We start from the raw sequence: 15,256 nt of genomic DNA on the forward strand, positions 1-15,256 counted from the left end.
TCTATCACTAATAGAACCACTTTAGCCAAGGAGCTCCATAGATGAGTCATGAAAATATTAAACTCACGGAATTTAGCCACGGCGCAGGATGCGGATGTAAAATATCGCCCAAAGTACTCAATACCATACTCGCGTCTTCGCTACCCACATATCATGATCCCAATTTGTTGGTAGGCAACAGCAGCCGTGACGACGCTGCGGTTTACAAGTTAGACGAGCACACGGGCATTGTCAGTACCACCGATTTTTTTATGCCGATTGTTGATGACCCATTTACTTTTGGCCAAATCGCAGCAACCAATGCTATCAGCGACATTTATGCCATGGGTGGCACCCCCATCATGGCAATTGCAATTCTTGGTTGGCCAATAAGTAAAATTGCACCTGAAGTGGCTCAAAAAGTCATTGATGGCGCCCGTCAAAAGTGTGCAGAAGCCGGCATCACGCTGGCGGGAGGCCACAGTATTGACTCACCAGAACCCATTTTTGGGCTTGCGGTAACGGGTCAAATACACCTCAAACGGTTAAAACGAAATGATACTGCCAAGGCGGGCGATAAGCTTTACCTCACTAAGCCATTGGGCATTGGCGTGCTGTCCACGGCACAAAAGAAAAAACTTGCCACCACCGCTGATATCGACAATGCCATAAATGCAATGTGTACCTTAAACAAAGTTGGCCAGCTCATTGCCGAAGTTGACGGTGTTACTGCCCTTACCGATGTCACAGGTTTTGGATTAGCAGGACACTTAATCGAAATTTGTCAGGGTTCAGACTTACAGGCAAAGATAGATTTCGACGCGATTCCTTTGCTCGACAACGTCGACAAGTTCATAGAATTGGGTTCTATTCCAGGTGGCACCACACGTAACTACGACAGCATTAAGCACCTGATTGAACTCACGCCACGACAGCAAAATATTCTGTGTGACCCACAAACAAGTGGCGGTCTACTGATAAGCGTATCGAAAGAGGCTGAAATAACACTACAAAAGCTACTTGCGGAGCAAGGTATCAAGCCTATCGCCATTGGCGAACTCATTCCGGTACAGAAAAACACAACCATGATCCAACTATAAGAGTCAGGTCTGACTCTGTTAAACCTGAACGACTAACCAGCGTTCAGGTTATCTAGATAAACCAATCAGCACAGCCATAGCCATTGTCATCACCTTGGCCTGCCAGTGCAGTCAAAACTAGGAATTCTTATGCGCACTAAATCTACTTTAGCTGGGCTACTTGTATGTAGCCTCAGTTTGATGAATACAGCTCAAGCTACTGATACCGAGCAGTTTAACCAACTATCAGGCACTATTAATATTGCTGGTGGTACCGCTCATATCCCCGTCATGAAGCAGGCTGCTAGATCGATCATGACATCGAATAACAACATCCGTATTACCATTGCAGGCGGTGGTTCGGGGGTGGGTGCCAAACAAGTTGCCAGCGGACTGGTTGATATAGGTAATACCGGCAGACCATTAAAACCTAGTGAAGCCGAGCAAGGACTAAACTCTTTTCCATTTGCAATTGATGGCGTAGCCATCATTGTTAATCCGCGTAATCCAATTCAAGGACTAACCCAAAAACAGGTGGCGGATATTTATGCTGGAGAAATCACAAATTGGCAGCAACTAGGTGGCGAAGACCGCCGAATTAATCTGTTTACTCGCGACGAAGCCAGTGGTACACGCTCAGTCTTTGTCAAAAAGCTACTAGACAATTCACCCGTAATAAATTCAGCCAATGTTGTACCCTCTAATGGCGCAATGAAAACCGCCATTGCACGTGATCCCGGCGCAATTGGCTATAGCAGTGTTGGGTACATCGACATCTCAGTGAAAGCCCCCATGTTAGACAATGTTATGCCTACCAACGAAGCCTGTGCATCCGGTGAATACCCAGTAGTTCGCAGACTATATATGAATACCAAAGGGGAGCCTCAAGGTCTGGTGCGCCAGTTTATTGATTTCATTTACAGTCCCCAAGGCGCAATATTCATCCAAGAGTCAGGCTACATACCTGTTTCAAAGACTTAATCCGGTATCATCTGAACCTATGGCAGAGCGAATTCAACAGCTATTGAGCGGTATCGTTTTAATGATGATATTGCTGATTTTTGCATTTTTGTTTTGGTTTGCTCTGCCAGTGTTTTTTACTCCAGATTCGACGACGTTTTCATTGTTATGGCAACCCGAACATGGCCACTACGGCATATTGCCCATGCTGGCAGCATCAAGCATGCTAGGTGTCATGTCATTAGTTGTAGCCTTGCCGGTTGCCGTAGGCATTGCAGGTTTTTGCCAACTCAATCGTTATAGAACAATTGCCACTTGGATACGTCGATTAATCCGTCTGATGTCGGGTGTCCCTACGGTTGTGTATGGTATCGCTGCTGTGTTTCTACTCGTACCCTTTCTGCGAAACAGCGCTCAATGTGGATCAGGATTTAGCCTGTTAGCGGCAACTTTAATGATTGTGTTGCTAATCTTGCCCGTCATGGTGATGGTGTTAGACAGTTTTTGTCAGCCGCTCGCTAAGCAACTGAATTTAACCGCGGCCTCTATGGGGTTGAGTGATACACAGGTTGTTTTTCATGTAATCATTCCTGCTGCTAAGAAAGTTATAGGCAGCGCAGCTTTACTAGGGTTTAGTCGCGCGATAGGAGACACGTTACTGCCGTTAATGCTAGCCGGAAATGCACCGCAAGTAGCCGAAAATGTATTTGACTCTATCCGTACATTAACCGCACATATTGGACTGGTGATTGCTACCGAGAATGCTAGTGCGGAGTACAACTCGCTTTTCGCAGCAGGCTTTTTACTACTGTGTATCAACGTCTTCATCACATTGCTGATAAGAAGAGTCGAACATGCCTATCAGCATGGGAGTTCACTGCGATGAAAGCTAAACTTTTCCATATATGGTGCCTAATCTCAACTAGCGCCTTAGTCATCAGTACAACAGTTTTTGTCGGTTTTATTATCGTTAAAGGCGCACCGACACTCAGTACCACACTTTATTTTGGGGATACTTCCCCAATTGATGGCATGCTCGGATTAGCGCCTATCTGGGATGGTATATGGCCTGCCTGCATGGGAACACTGACGGTGGTCACAGGCGCACTTGCCCTCGCTCTCCTGCCCGGTATTTCTACCGGAATTTGGCTTGCAACTGCTAAACCAAGCAAGTTTAAAACACTATTAGAACTCGGGATTGTGATTCTTGCGGGTATACCGTCAATTTTGATGGGCCTGTTTGGTTTCACCTTGATACTCTTTCTACGTAACCAATTATTGCCTTCAGCCAATACTTGCTTGCTTTTATCGGCGGCATGTTTGGCAATACTTATCATCCCATACTTAACGGTGACTACCCGCAGTGCACTGCTCGCCTTACCTACATCACTTACATTAGGTGCTTATTGTGCTGGCATGACACCTTGGCAAACACTTCGGTATGTACTATTACCACAAGCCAAGCCAGGAATAATCAGCGGTATCATGCTTTCAATCGGTCGCGCGGCAGAAGATACCGCGGTGATAATGTTAACCGGGGCCGTGGCCAATGCCGGCTTGCCTGGAGGAATATTTGAGCGCTTTGAGGCCATCCCCTTTACCATATTCTATTTCAGTGCTCAGTATCAAAGTAATGCAGAGCTCGATATGGCCTTTGGTGCCTCATTGAGTTTGCTGTGCTTTACCGCAATCATCTTTTCATCGGCTCACATACTTGGACGCCGTTAAAGGCGGAGACTTAACACACCATGCACAAGACACAAACTAACTATGTCGCTAAAGTATCCGAACTATCGATATTCTTTAACAGCAAAGCTGTTGTTTCCGAAGTAGACCTCACCGTAAAACGCAACCAAATCCATGTACTTTGCGGCGCCTCAGGTTCTGGAAAAAGCACGCTACTGCGAGCCTTTAATCGTCTAAATGACTGTTTCAGCAATTGTAAAACAATCGGATCTATTGCGCTCAATATTGACGGGAGCTCGACCACTGTACAATCCCTCAAATCAGCCCAACTCCCAAAACTACGTAGAAAAGTGGGAATGGTATTTCAGCATCCAATGTTGCTTCCCGGTTCTATAGAAAACAATATACTGATGCCGCTACAGGTAACACGTAAGCTCAAAGGCGACATTGCTCGAGAAAAGTTAACCGCAAGCCTAAAACAAGCAGCACTGTGGCATGAAGTCAAACAAAGGTTAGCTGCACCCGCTCAGTCATTATCAGGTGGACAACAGCAAAGGTTATGTCTTGCTAGAACCTTAGCTCTCGAGCCAGAAATTTTGTTACTGGACGAACCCACAGCATCGCTTGATCCCGAAACAACAGCTGAAATTGAGCAACTAATCCTCACATTGAAACTCCACCACAGTATCATTATGGTTTCACACTCAAATCAACAAACTAAAGTACTTGCAGATCAATTGAGCTACCTAGAACATGGACGTATTGTTTAGAAACACCGGGGCGTATTTGGCTTAACATGTGCGCTCGATGTCAGCACCATTGTTATAAAACGCCTATGCAAACTAGCTTTTCATTGCCGCTTTGACATAAACATCAAAGCGGTTTTTCTTGGTTGCGATAACGGTGCTCGGCTTTACACCGTCGAGGTCATCTGCATAATCTGGGCGTTTCACCACCACTCGTTTACTGGCTAGTGCCATTGCCGGGGTCAATAGTCCATCGGCATCAAGATCTGCGCCAACCAGTGACTGAAATACCCGCATCTCTTTTTTCACTTGCGCTGATTTTTCTCTATGCGGATACATAGGATCGAGGTAAACCACATCCACATCGCCACCGGTTTGCGCACCTGCATCGGTTAAGGCTTCTAAACTTGAACCATGAAAAAGCTGCATACGCTCACGCATCCAATCACCAATTTCGGCATCTTCGTAAGCACGGCGTAATCCATCTTCAAGCAATGCTGCCACCACAGGATTGCGCTCAACCATAGTGACATAACAGCCCAGTGAAGCTAGTACAAATGCGTCTCGGCCTAGCCCTGCGGTGCCGTCAACGACCGTTGGCGTCACACCTTGTTTTAGCCCAACCGCTTTTGCAATAGCTTGGCCACGACCGCCACCAAACTTACGGCGATGGGCCACCGCACCACAGACAAAATCGACGCTAATGCCTTTTAGTTTTGGCTCGTCTCGTTTGTTTAAAATCAATTGGTCCTGTTCAAAAACCAGCTCAAAGGCCGCATCGGCATCAAAGACCAAGTTCCAGCGGGCACAAATCGCCTCCAATGAAGGATAGTGACGATTGAAGAAAATCCCAGTAGTAACGGCAGAAATAGCTTGGCTCACGATTAGTTATCTTTGGTTGGCAAGTGAGGCCCTATTATGCCAAAAGCCTCAGCTGTTGAATATAAAATGGCTACCACCAGCATGTTTAATTTACCTCAGTGCTGATTGGCCCTATAATTTGCCTGATTAAGCACCCCTGCCCCCCACTACTTTGGAAATCCCATGTTAAGTTATCGCCATGGCTACCACGCTGGCAATTACGCCGACGTACTCAAGCACACTATGTTGTTGCAAGTTCTACAGTTATTGCACAAGAAAAATAAGCCGTTGGTTTATGTCGATACCCATGCGGGCGCGGGGGGGTATTCGCTCAACGACGAATTTGCCCAAAAAACCGGTGAGTATATTGAAGGTGTTGGCAAAATCTGGACTAACAATGATTTACCCCCAGCACTGCAACAGTATGTTGATGATATAAAGCACTTCAATGACGGCAAGACAGAGCTTGATTTATACCCAGGTTCACCTGCTTTTGTGGATATGAACCTGCGTGAAAAAGATCGCATGGTACTGCACGAGTTACACAGCAGTGATCATCTTACTTTAGCTGAACAGTTCGCGGGTGATAGGCAAATTAAAGTGATTAAAGGGGATGGTCTAAAAGGCCTCATGGCTGCCGTACCGCCTATCGAGCGTCGAGGGGTGGTATTGATCGATCCAAGCTACGAGATTAAGACCGATTACATCGATGTGGCTAAAGCGGTGATAAAAGCCCACAAGCGCTTTGCGACTGGGGTCTATATGATTTGGTATCCCGTGGTCGATCGTGCACAAACCGAAGCCATGTTCGAGCTATTAAAAAACAGTGGTATAAAAAAACAATTGCGTATTGAGCAAGCGATTCGCGCCGACAGTAATGAGTTTGGCATGACTGCCGCAGGCTTATGGGTAATTAACCCACCTTGGCAGCTTGATGATATTGCCACACAAACCTTGAATTACCTCGACCCTATCTTAAATAAAGGTGACGGCCATATTCGCGTTGATTGGGAAGTGGGCGAGTAACCTTTTTGACTTTGATTAAGGTGCCCATTGCAGAGGCATCTTAATCAAATGCTTCACACACCGTACCTTGGTGGAAAGCCATTTGCCATTGGCCGGCATTGAGTTTCCAGATTGAGCTACGCAGGGAATAGCGCGGTGCAAATTCATTGGGCTTGTGCATCTTTGCCCGGTACAGCAGTTGCGCTACCCCTTCAGCAAGCATGCGCACTTCAAAATCACTGGTATGAAATTTGGGGCAGCTTTCTTGAGGCAGGCGACTTAACACCACTTGTTTACCGAAGCGCTGCCCTGATGCGCCAAACTCAATAAACTCATCATGAATCAATTGTCCCAGCTCAGCCACCGACGCTCTTACTTCGGCTTTAAGTAAATAGAGTTCTAATTCAATTAATTGCCGCTTTAATCCCGCTTCCACTGTGATGTTCCCCCTACGCTACTTGCTCCAGTTAACTTAGCACGCTTTTACACTTATGCCTGCAATTGTTGTTGCTTAGCGATTTGTTCGATCTCAGCGTAGAGCCACTCCATGACTGGCCCAAATGCTTGGTCACGTCGATTTACCACCCCAATTTCCACTAACAAAGGATCCGGAATGAATTCTGTGGCGAGTGATACCACCCCGGCATACCAGTGCGAAGTCGCCACATGGTCGGGCACCAAAGCCCAGCCAACGCCGTGGCTGACTAAAGCGGTAATGTAATAGTAGCTGTCGACATACCAATGGTTTGCAGCCAGGGCTTTGGGTTGTGTATCACCAACGCGATCACGAATAACCAACTGCCGATACTGGCTTAAATCCTTGATGGTCGGTACCGCAATCGCCGCTAATGGATGGTCCTTGGCCACAATCAAGTGATGGCGGAATTGACCGATTGACATAAATTCCAGACTATCTTGCAGCGGCTTAACATGAAACAAAATGCCTAAATCAGCCCGCCCTTCATCAACCCACTGGGCGATGTCATCTTGAGTACCATTAAAAATCGATAGACGCAGCAACGGAAATCGGCTGGCTAAACGGGCAAATACTTGCTCAAACGCATTTAGCGGCACAGCTTCATCAATCACCACATTCAAGGCAACCTCTTCTCCGCTAGTGACCGTCAGTGCCCGCGATTGCAAACGCTGACACTGAGCTAAAACCGCTTGCGCTTCGGCAAACATTTCTCGGCCATTGGCAGTCAACTCAGGTACTTTGCCACTGCGATCAAACAGCGTTACCCCAAGGTCAATCTCCAGATTGGCAACAGCAGTACTGACCCTTGATTGCGCTTTACCCAGTTTGCGTGCAGCAGCAGAGAATGACCCCTCGGTCACAGTGGTTACAAAAGCATCTAACTGTGCGATTGACCAATTCATATCGACTCCTAATATCCGCTTTTCGGATAGTAACTAACTTTATCTCCTACTAACAAAGAGATTAACCTATCCGCTCAAACATTGGCTAGAGCAAACCATGAGTACAACCACAGCAGTATCAGACCCGACTTCTCCACTAGAACAGCACAATATTAGCCGTGTTTTTTGGCGTTATGCCATCCCGTCTATTGCTGCGATGTTGGTCAATGGTGTGTATCAAATTGCCGATGGCATTTTTATCGGCCATTACATAGGGTCTGTGGGCTTAGCTGCTATCGGAATGGCTTGGCCAGTGATTTATGTCATTGCCGGGTTGGGCTTAATGATTGGCATGGGCTCGGGTAGCTTAATTTCTATTGCACGGGGCGCTCGCTCCTCTGGTCAGCAAGCTAGCCAGATTTTATGGCATGCTTTGGCGCTTATGCTCACCATGGGCGTACTAGGCGCCGGTTTTCTCTTGCTGTTTGCCAATGATTTAGTGCTGCTACAAGGTGCGGATAGCGCTACATTGGCCATGGCTCAAGCGTACATTTTTCCGTTCATCTGGGGGGCGCCGATAACCATTTTGGCTGCCGCAATGCCAATACTTATTCGGAACGATGAGCAACCAAAACTTGCCACAATACTTATGATTGTGGGCGCCAGCTTAAACATTGTGCTCGACTACGTGTTAATTGGCGTCTACGGATTAGGGCTGCAAGGGGCTGCAATTGCGACCATTATTGCCCAATCATGTGTTTGCCTGCTTGGACTTGGCTACTTTACTCTGCGGTCTACTGCGCTATTGCCACTGCAACAAGCCAAATTTAGCTATAAACTGCTGGGGCAAATCAGTTTACTAGGCTCCTCTAGTTTGGTGATGTATTTGTATACCAGCTTTGTATTTGCTCTGCACAACCGATTATTTATGGAGTATGGCGGCACGATAACGGTCGGCGCATTTGCCATCGTAGGTTACTTAATGGCCTTGTACTATTTGATTGCCGAGGGGATAGGAGAAGGGGTACAACCGCCGGCGAGCTATTTTTATGGCGCGAATATGCAGGTCAAAATTAGACAGCTGATGACGCTGGCCACTAAAGTGGTGATTGGTGTGGGCATTGGCTGGATGCTCCTGCTCAATGGCATGCCGGAAATCATGATAGCCCTATTCAACAGCGACGATGCCACATTGGTTGCCGAGGCAAAAACCGGCATACGCCTGCATTTATTTGCGATGTTTTTAGATGGCTTTATTGTGCTAGCTACCATGTACTTTATGGCCGTAAACCAAGGCAGCAAAGCTTTAGCGATATCAGTCGCCAACATGCTAATTCAATTGCCATTTTTATTTTTATTGCCACAATACCTGGGCCTAACAGGCGTGTGGTTGGCACTCCCCATCTCAACGGTGCTACTTAGCTGTGTGGTTATGCCATTGGTGTGGCGTGACTTGCACCGCGGTCAACCCGTGATCAATAAGGTGCAAGCTTGCACTCAAGCACACTAACCTTGGTCACGATAACGGCTCAGTAAAATTTGCACGCGCTTTACATAAGCTTGAGTTTCTGGATAGGGCGGAATGCCTTGATACTGGCTCACTGTAGTTGGGCCAGCATTGTATGCCGCGCAAGCCAGCTCGATATCACCGTCAAAGCGTTGCAGCATTTTGGCTAAATAGCGGCTGCCACCATCAATATTTTGTTGCGGGTGAAAAGCATTGGTTACCCCTAATGACTTGGCCGTATCAGGCATTAACTGCATCAGTCCCATCGCCCCTGCACGGGACAATGCATACACATTAAACGCTGATTCGGCGTGGATCACGGCGCGAATGAGCGCCGGCTCTAAGTCATACTCTTTCGCTGCGGCCTGGATCAGCTCGCTGTAATCATGATCTTTTAGCGGCATATTCTGCCAGTCGATATCAGAGTCCAGATCGCAAGCGAAACAGTCGTAAAGCAGCACCCGATAAGTTGACTGACTCGGCGCATGATCGGCAAACATCACTACGCCATTGTCTTGGGTATACTGGTAAACCTTAACCTGATTTTCGTCGAGGCTAGCATCGACACTGGCATTATTAAGTATGCCTTGCTGAGAATATTTGGCTTTGTAATGCGGTTTATCATTGGCACACACCCACCAAGGCGCTGCGATGCAGATTAAAGCTATCACACAATAATGCGGCCAATGTTTCACTATAATCCCGTGTATTGATCGAGTTTCAGTACTTCAATCATAGCAAACAGCTGCTTCATCTCGCGGTTTATTTGACTAAATTCATATTCAAATGTGGCGCCTTGAAATATCGAGCCAAGCTCAAAGCGGTTTTTGTTACACGCTAACATGATCAATAACTTGTCTTCATAAAACGCACATTGGATCTTGCCACCAAAACAGTCAGCCAGTTGTAATAAGCGCTCCATAAAAACGACGGTCAGAAGATAGCGTGCCTCTATTTGGTCAGAAGAAAACACATCAAATTGCTGTTCAAACCGAGGGTCTTCGAGCTTAACCCGTGACAAACGCTTGAAAGATGCTGATAAGAAATTAATTAAGCCACCACGACTCTTTACCACCACAGTATGACCACTGAATGCTTTGTGACTGCTAAGTTGCACCATCACACCATTAAACACGGTTTGTTTTTCAGTCCGCTTATCGCGTTTGACATCAATAGTCAGATGCAGTTCGTTGATGGCGATTTCGACGCCTTTGTGAGTGCCCTGTACATAGTCATCAAAATCGGCGTCATCGTAACTAGGAAGCAACTTTGATCGCTTTAGGGCACTTAAGCTCATGGAGTGACTTTGGCTATAAATAAAATCGTGACCAAAGTATCGAAAAATTTTGGGGAAAATAGTGGTTTTAACCGCAAGCCGGAACTGGCTAACAGGCCGAGAACACCACCATATAAAGGGTAGCAATATCGCGATATAGACCAAGAACATCATGTCACTCCACTGCCGTGTGGCAAATAAAGTGATGGCGACTGCCAACATCGCGTACATGCCAATGCTGGCATAGATTCTTTGTCGAAGTGATTTCAGGCAAGCAACTCGACGGTTTTCAAATTGGCGCGTATGGGGAGCGATTTCTTGTTGATAGTATTGGGTTAACGCCGCAATTTCATCGCTCTCGCCACTGAGTTTGCCCGTTTCTCGTTGTGCCTTAATTGGCGCACCAAACAAAAAGCTAAACAGGTTCATACCGCGACAATCCTTGTTTCAACATCATAACTTACGACTGACTTTGGCTGTTGGTGGTTACTTTAAATAATCACTGGCATCAACACTTTGTTTTGCTGCCTCATCAGCCTGATAAAACGGCATCACCTTCACGCTAGCCATTGCGGCAATAATTGAACCTGGAAATATCTCCACGGCATTGTTGAGTTCAGTAACCGCTGCATTATAAAAACGTCTTGCAGCGGAGATATGCGCTTCAACCTCATTGTAGGTTTGCATGGCTTGCAACATGGTATTGTCTGACTTTAACTCAGGGTAATTCTCAACATTAACCATCAGTTGTGCCATTTTCTGATTAAGTTGCTCAGCAGCGGCTAAGTGTTGACTAATCGCTTGCGGATCTTGTTGGTCGTACCCCCCCGCCACTTGCGTGCGCAGCGCAGTAATTTCGGAGAGTAGGCTCTGTTCATGGTCCATGAACTTTTGGGCGATTTTAAGAATATTAGGCACTAGGTTGGCGCGCTTTTTTAGCTGCACATCAATGCCTGACAAGGCTTCCCTGGTGGTATTGCGCTTCTTGATCAGACTCACATACCAAAGGTAAGCCACAATTGCGACCAGCGCCAAAGCTAACAGTAACCCTTCCATCATACGTCCTTATTATTGTTTTAACGGCACACTACACTCGCTATAACCCCCTAACATTACCTATTTTGTCTAACAATTCCAGCTATTTATACAATATTAGCCAAAATTATTGTTGGTTACTAAATACGCCTTTTTCACTCTCAACGGCCATAAAAAGCCTTTAAGGTAAAGATTGATACATCAATTCCAAGGCTACAGGGGTAATCATTACTCAACTGGCTATAACAACAAATATTCTTAATCCCTTGTACGCTAATATTTCAGTAACAACCTGTTTTGTATGGATTCTTCATCCCTTTATGTAGTGACAGTTTTTAATCACCATGACAGATATCTCGGCTTGATTGAGTGGCTATGCCGTCAAAGCTTCATTAAAAGCCCGCAATAGTGAGATCTTGATCGCACTAATCGGCAATTTAGCCTTTTTCAAGTTTAGTTTCAGTTAGCCTTAAGTAAGCACAGCCTATAATTACGCCATCCTTTTAAAGGAAGCTTGTGAATATTCCCGTTTAGCCTCTTATTGCATAAGAGGCTTTTTTTTGTCCCAATTTCAGCAGCCAAACCAGCCTTGTTACCGCTCGATATTTGTTCAGCTTAGGTACAGACATAAACACGTATTATTAACTCAACCAAGCGAGACCACCATGGTTAACCCCAACATGGCGTGCGGTGAAATGTTCAATCCCAAACATCCCTTCGGAACCCATTGCGGTTCCTTTTTTTTGCCCAAATTTCATTAATCTCATCTACGGCAATACAAGTTTTCACTGCACAAATTTGATTCAGCTTAGGTACAGATATTATGGCGTAATATTAACTCAACCAAGCGAGGCTACCATGCTCAATCCCAACATGGCGCAAGGTTAAAAGTTCAATCCAAATATCCCTTCGGAACCCATTGCGGTTCCTTTTTTTTGCTTAAATTTCATGAGCTTTACCTAGCTAAATGGAAAATTAATAACTGCAAACTTGGTTCAGCTTAGGTACAGACATCAAGGCGTAATATCAACTTAACCAAGCGAGACCACCATGATCAATCCCAACATGGCGCAAGGTTAAAAGTTCAATCCCAAATACCCTTTCGGAACCCTTAGCGGTTCCTTTTTTTTGGCTCAAATTCTACATTACCTGGGCCGGAATATTCAATTGCGGCGCCGACTTGCCGATCTCACTGTGGATCCTTTTTTTTTGTCCTTTATAATGCTCCCTCTGCTGTTAATAACAGCAATATTGACCAGTTTTTAAGTTTCAATTAAAACTTCTACGCCACTATGGCCGGTCTACTCGAAATTACCGAGTATTTTCGCCGAAAAAAACGATATTTAGGGTACAGAAGATACCCACAAAATTTGAAGGATATGGTATGAGTGCAAACAAGTGTGACAGCGGCTCCCCGCCAAACACCAAACCTGAACAGATCGCCCAGAGTGGTGCATTTGTACGTTTTCTTAATGTTGTAGAACGATTGGGTAACCTGTTACCACATCCCATCACGCTATTTGCCATGTTCTGTCTTGCGGTTATCGCAATCAGTGGCATCGCCGGTTATTTTGAACTCACAGTTATCGATCCCCGACCCGAAGGTGCCTCTGGCCGCAGTGCCGACGGTATGATTCATGTCGTCAGCCTGATGAATGCCGAAGGTTTGCGGATGATCGTATCAAACCTGGTCACTAACTTTACCGGGTTCACACCACTAGGTACGGTATTGGTCGCTTTACTAGGTGTCGGTATTGCTGAACGTTCTGGTTTACTTTCAGCGGCTATGCGTACACTGGTTATGGGCGCTTCAAAACGCTTAGTAACCTTAACTATTGTGTTTGCTGGTATCGTGTCTAACACCGCTTCAGAACTTGGGTATGTAGTACTCATCCCGATGGCTGCGATGATCTTCCACTCATTAGGCCGACACCCGCTAGCGGGTCTAGCTGCGGCATTTGCCGGGGTATCAGGGGGCTATAGTGCTAACCTACTATTAGGCACAGTAGACCCATTGTTATCGGGGATTACTGAAGCTGCCGCACAAATGATTGACCCTGATTATCTCGTGGGTCCTGAGGTGAACTGGTATTTCATGTTTGTCTCTACGTTCTTAATCACCACATTAGGCGCCATCGTTACAGAGAAGATTGTTGAACCTAAACTAGGTAAATACGACGCCTCTGAAGCATCAATTAATCTTGATGAGCAAAAAATGGATGGCGTGACCGCACAAGAAAAACGCGGCCTGAAAGCCGCTGGTCTATCAATTCTATTGTTAGGTGGTGTGCTGGCTCTAACCATTATTCCAGAAGGCGCTCCGCTGCGTAACCCAGACACGGGCTTAGTTGCAGGCTCGCCATTCCTTAAAGGGATTGTGGCCTTCATCTTTATCTGTTTTGCCATTCCAGGCCTAGTCTACGGTAAAGTCGTCGGTACCATGAAAAAGGATAAAGATGTCATCGATGCCATGTCTCACAGCATGAGCACCATGGGGATGTACATCGTACTGGTATTCTTTGCCTCACAATTTGTCGCGTTCTTCAAATGGACTAACCTAGGTGCCGTATTGGCGGTAACCGGTGCAGACGCACTCAATGCCATTGGCCTAACCGGTCCATTGGTGTTTGTATTGTTCATTATGATGTGTGGCTTTATCAACTTAATGCTAGGTAGCGCCTCGGCGCAGTGGGCGGTGACAGCCCCTATCTTTGTACCTATGTTGATGCTAGTAGGTTATGCGCCTGAGACCATTCAAGCAGCCTATCGTATTGGTGATTCAGTAACTAACCTTATTACCCCCATGATGAGTTACTTTGGTTTGATTCTCGCGGTTGCATCGCAATATAAGAAGAATTTGGGCATAGGAACGTTAGTGGCAACCATGTTGCCGTATTCTATTGTGTTCTTTATTGGCTGGACCTGCTTCTTCTTCCTGTGGGTATTTGTATTTGGCTTGCCAGTTGGACCCGGCGCGGCAACTTACTACACGCCGTAGATATCCTCTTTAGAATTCACCCTAAAAGGCATCATATTTGATGCCTTTTTTATTATCTAGCACGCTTGCGTAGCTGCACTAAAGCGACTGCACTGATTGAGCTAATCCCGATAAACAGTGGGTCAATCAACCAGCCTGTGCCTTCAGAGAAGTCCCCTACAGGAATCCCCAGCGAAAGCGGTGCTCCCAACATCATTGCACTACTGCCTCCAATCGCGCGTACACTGAGCAATGCAGCCCAAATTAAGCTTAAACCGAGGCCGAAACGTGGACGAAGCCAAAGCAACCAAACAGTCACCATGGGCAGCAAAGTGTACACCAATAGATAAACCGCTAGGCCTCTAGTTGCCGTCGCCTTACCAAAATAAGGCACTGTTACCACAACGGCCAACAAAGCCATGGCAGATAACAGCATACTCAGCAGGAAAATTATGCGCGCGGGTTTGGTTGATTGCACAGTGACATCTGTCCTTGTAACTAAAACAGCTTTTGAGGCGATAGCATGAGTATGCAAGCAGCAAGGTGACAATTGCAATAATACCAATCAGTATAAGAAATTGATCTACTCAGCGCGCTTTGGGCAAACTAATTCAAGGAGAATGATTGAAACAATGGTTGTTCCCTTGTGAAATTATTCAACGCAGAAGTAGGCAGCCTAAAACGCGCCAGAATGGCGAGTTTTAGCGGTTCTGATGCTGTGTTAACGAGTTTAACCGTAGAACAACTATGCTCTTCACTCGTTGCCTTACCTCAGAACCGCTAAAT

General features: G+C 46.1%; 16 protein-coding genes. 9 read left to right on the plus strand and 7 right to left on the minus strand.

Annotation, left to right across the window (positions count from 1 at the left end):
• Positions 1-41: 41 nt before the first annotated feature.
• The 5 genes from selD to FLM48_RS21615 all read left to right on the plus strand — a co-directional run bounded on the left by selD (position 42) and on the right by FLM48_RS21615 (position 4,474).
• The gene (gene selD / locus FLM48_RS21595) at positions 42-1,079 is read left to right on the plus strand and encodes a selenide, water dikinase SelD (RefSeq protein WP_179026096.1); all 1,038 of its coding nucleotides are present in this window, start codon (positions 42-44) and stop codon (positions 1,077-1,079) included.
• 129 nt (positions 1,080-1,208) lie between these two features.
• Positions 1,209-2,039, plus strand: a complete 831-nt coding sequence (locus FLM48_RS21600; protein ID WP_179026097.1) for a phosphate ABC transporter substrate-binding protein — start codon at positions 1,209-1,211, stop codon at positions 2,037-2,039.
• Positions 2,040-2,100: 61 nt separating this feature from the next.
• Positions 2,101-2,904 (plus strand): PstC family ABC transporter permease, encoded by an 804-nt coding sequence (locus FLM48_RS21605; RefSeq protein ID WP_218645317.1) that lies wholly within the window; start codon positions 2,101-2,103, stop codon positions 2,902-2,904.
• Positions 2,901-3,746 carry a PstA family ABC transporter permease gene (locus FLM48_RS21610; protein WP_179026099.1) on the plus strand — a complete coding sequence of 282 codons (846 nt, stop codon included), beginning with the start codon at positions 2,901-2,903 and terminating at the stop codon, positions 3,744-3,746. The genes FLM48_RS21605 and FLM48_RS21610 overlap by 4 nt, the downstream gene beginning before the upstream one ends.
• A 20-nt stretch (positions 3,747-3,766) precedes the next feature.
• The gene (locus FLM48_RS21615; RefSeq protein WP_179026100.1) at positions 3,767-4,474 is read left to right on the plus strand and encodes a phosphate ABC transporter ATP-binding protein; all 708 of its coding nucleotides are present in this window, start codon (positions 3,767-3,769) and stop codon (positions 4,472-4,474) included.
• Between the two features lie 72 nt (positions 4,475-4,546).
• Here FLM48_RS21615 and FLM48_RS21620 read toward each other — a convergent pair whose 3' ends face one another.
• Positions 4,547-5,320, minus strand: coding sequence for a class I SAM-dependent methyltransferase (locus FLM48_RS21620; protein WP_179026460.1), 774 nt, complete (start codon positions 5,318-5,320; stop codon positions 4,547-4,549).
• Between the two features lie 174 nt (positions 5,321-5,494).
• Between FLM48_RS21620 and FLM48_RS21625 the strand changes: the two genes are divergently transcribed.
• Entirely contained in the window at positions 5,495-6,337 is an 843-nt protein-coding gene (locus FLM48_RS21625; RefSeq protein WP_179026101.1) for a 23S rRNA (adenine(2030)-N(6))-methyltransferase RlmJ, read from the plus strand.
• A gap of 40 nt (positions 6,338-6,377) precedes the next feature.
• Here FLM48_RS21625 and FLM48_RS21630 read toward each other — a convergent pair whose 3' ends face one another.
• Positions 6,378-6,752 (minus strand): DUF4440 domain-containing protein, encoded by a 375-nt coding sequence (locus FLM48_RS21630; RefSeq protein ID WP_028771927.1) that lies wholly within the window; start codon positions 6,750-6,752, stop codon positions 6,378-6,380.
• 53 nt (positions 6,753-6,805) lie between these two features.
• Positions 6,806-7,696 carry a LysR family transcriptional regulator gene (locus FLM48_RS21635; protein ID WP_179026102.1) on the minus strand — a complete coding sequence of 297 codons (891 nt, stop codon included), beginning with the start codon at positions 7,694-7,696 and terminating at the stop codon, positions 6,806-6,808.
• A gap of 97 nt (positions 7,697-7,793) precedes the next feature.
• Here FLM48_RS21635 and FLM48_RS21640 point away from each other — a divergent pair, with 97 nt between their 5' ends.
• The gene (locus FLM48_RS21640) at positions 7,794-9,185 is read left to right on the plus strand and encodes an MATE family efflux transporter (protein ID WP_179026103.1); all 1,392 of its coding nucleotides are present in this window, start codon (positions 7,794-7,796) and stop codon (positions 9,183-9,185) included.
• Here the strand turns inward: FLM48_RS21640 and FLM48_RS21645 are convergent.
• The 3 genes from FLM48_RS21645 to FLM48_RS21655 are packed head-to-tail and all read right to left on the minus strand — an operon-like array spanning position 9,182 to position 11,514.
• On the minus strand, positions 9,182-9,835 hold the full coding sequence (locus FLM48_RS21645; protein WP_372847490.1) for a lytic transglycosylase domain-containing protein: 654 nt from the start codon (positions 9,833-9,835) through the stop codon (positions 9,182-9,184). The two genes, FLM48_RS21640 and FLM48_RS21645, sit on opposite strands and share 4 nt — an antisense overlap.
• Before the next feature lie 41 nt (positions 9,836-9,876).
• Positions 9,877-10,887 (minus strand): DUF3137 domain-containing protein, encoded by a 1,011-nt coding sequence (locus tag FLM48_RS21650; RefSeq protein ID WP_179026104.1) that lies wholly within the window; start codon positions 10,885-10,887, stop codon positions 9,877-9,879.
• 57 nt (positions 10,888-10,944) lie between these two features.
• On the minus strand, positions 10,945-11,514 hold the full coding sequence (locus FLM48_RS21655) for a LemA family protein (RefSeq protein ID WP_179026462.1): 570 nt from the start codon (positions 11,512-11,514) through the stop codon (positions 10,945-10,947).
• 1,363 nt (positions 11,515-12,877) lie between these two features.
• Between FLM48_RS21655 and FLM48_RS21660 the strand changes: the two genes are divergently transcribed.
• Entirely contained in the window at positions 12,878-14,491 is a 1,614-nt protein-coding gene (locus FLM48_RS21660) for an AbgT family transporter (protein WP_028771932.1), read from the plus strand.
• A 52-nt stretch (positions 14,492-14,543) separates the two neighbouring features.
• Here the strand turns inward: FLM48_RS21660 and FLM48_RS21665 are convergent, their stop codons facing one another.
• Positions 14,544-14,948: a hypothetical protein gene (locus FLM48_RS21665; protein WP_179026105.1), complete on the minus strand. Its 405-nt coding sequence runs from the start codon at positions 14,946-14,948 to the stop codon at positions 14,544-14,546.
• A 168-nt stretch (positions 14,949-15,116) separates the two neighbouring features.
• Here FLM48_RS21665 and FLM48_RS21670 point away from each other — a divergent pair, with 168 nt between their 5' ends.
• Positions 15,117-15,254 carry a hypothetical protein gene (locus tag FLM48_RS21670; RefSeq protein WP_157577415.1) on the plus strand — a complete coding sequence of 46 codons (138 nt, stop codon included), beginning with the start codon at positions 15,117-15,119 and terminating at the stop codon, positions 15,252-15,254.
• Positions 15,255-15,256: the final 2 nt, after the last annotated feature.

The sequence above is a fragment of the Shewanella sp. Scap07 genome (assembly GCF_013394145.1).
GTDB classification, from domain to species: domain Bacteria; phylum Pseudomonadota; class Gammaproteobacteria; order Enterobacterales; family Shewanellaceae; genus Shewanella; species Shewanella waksmanii.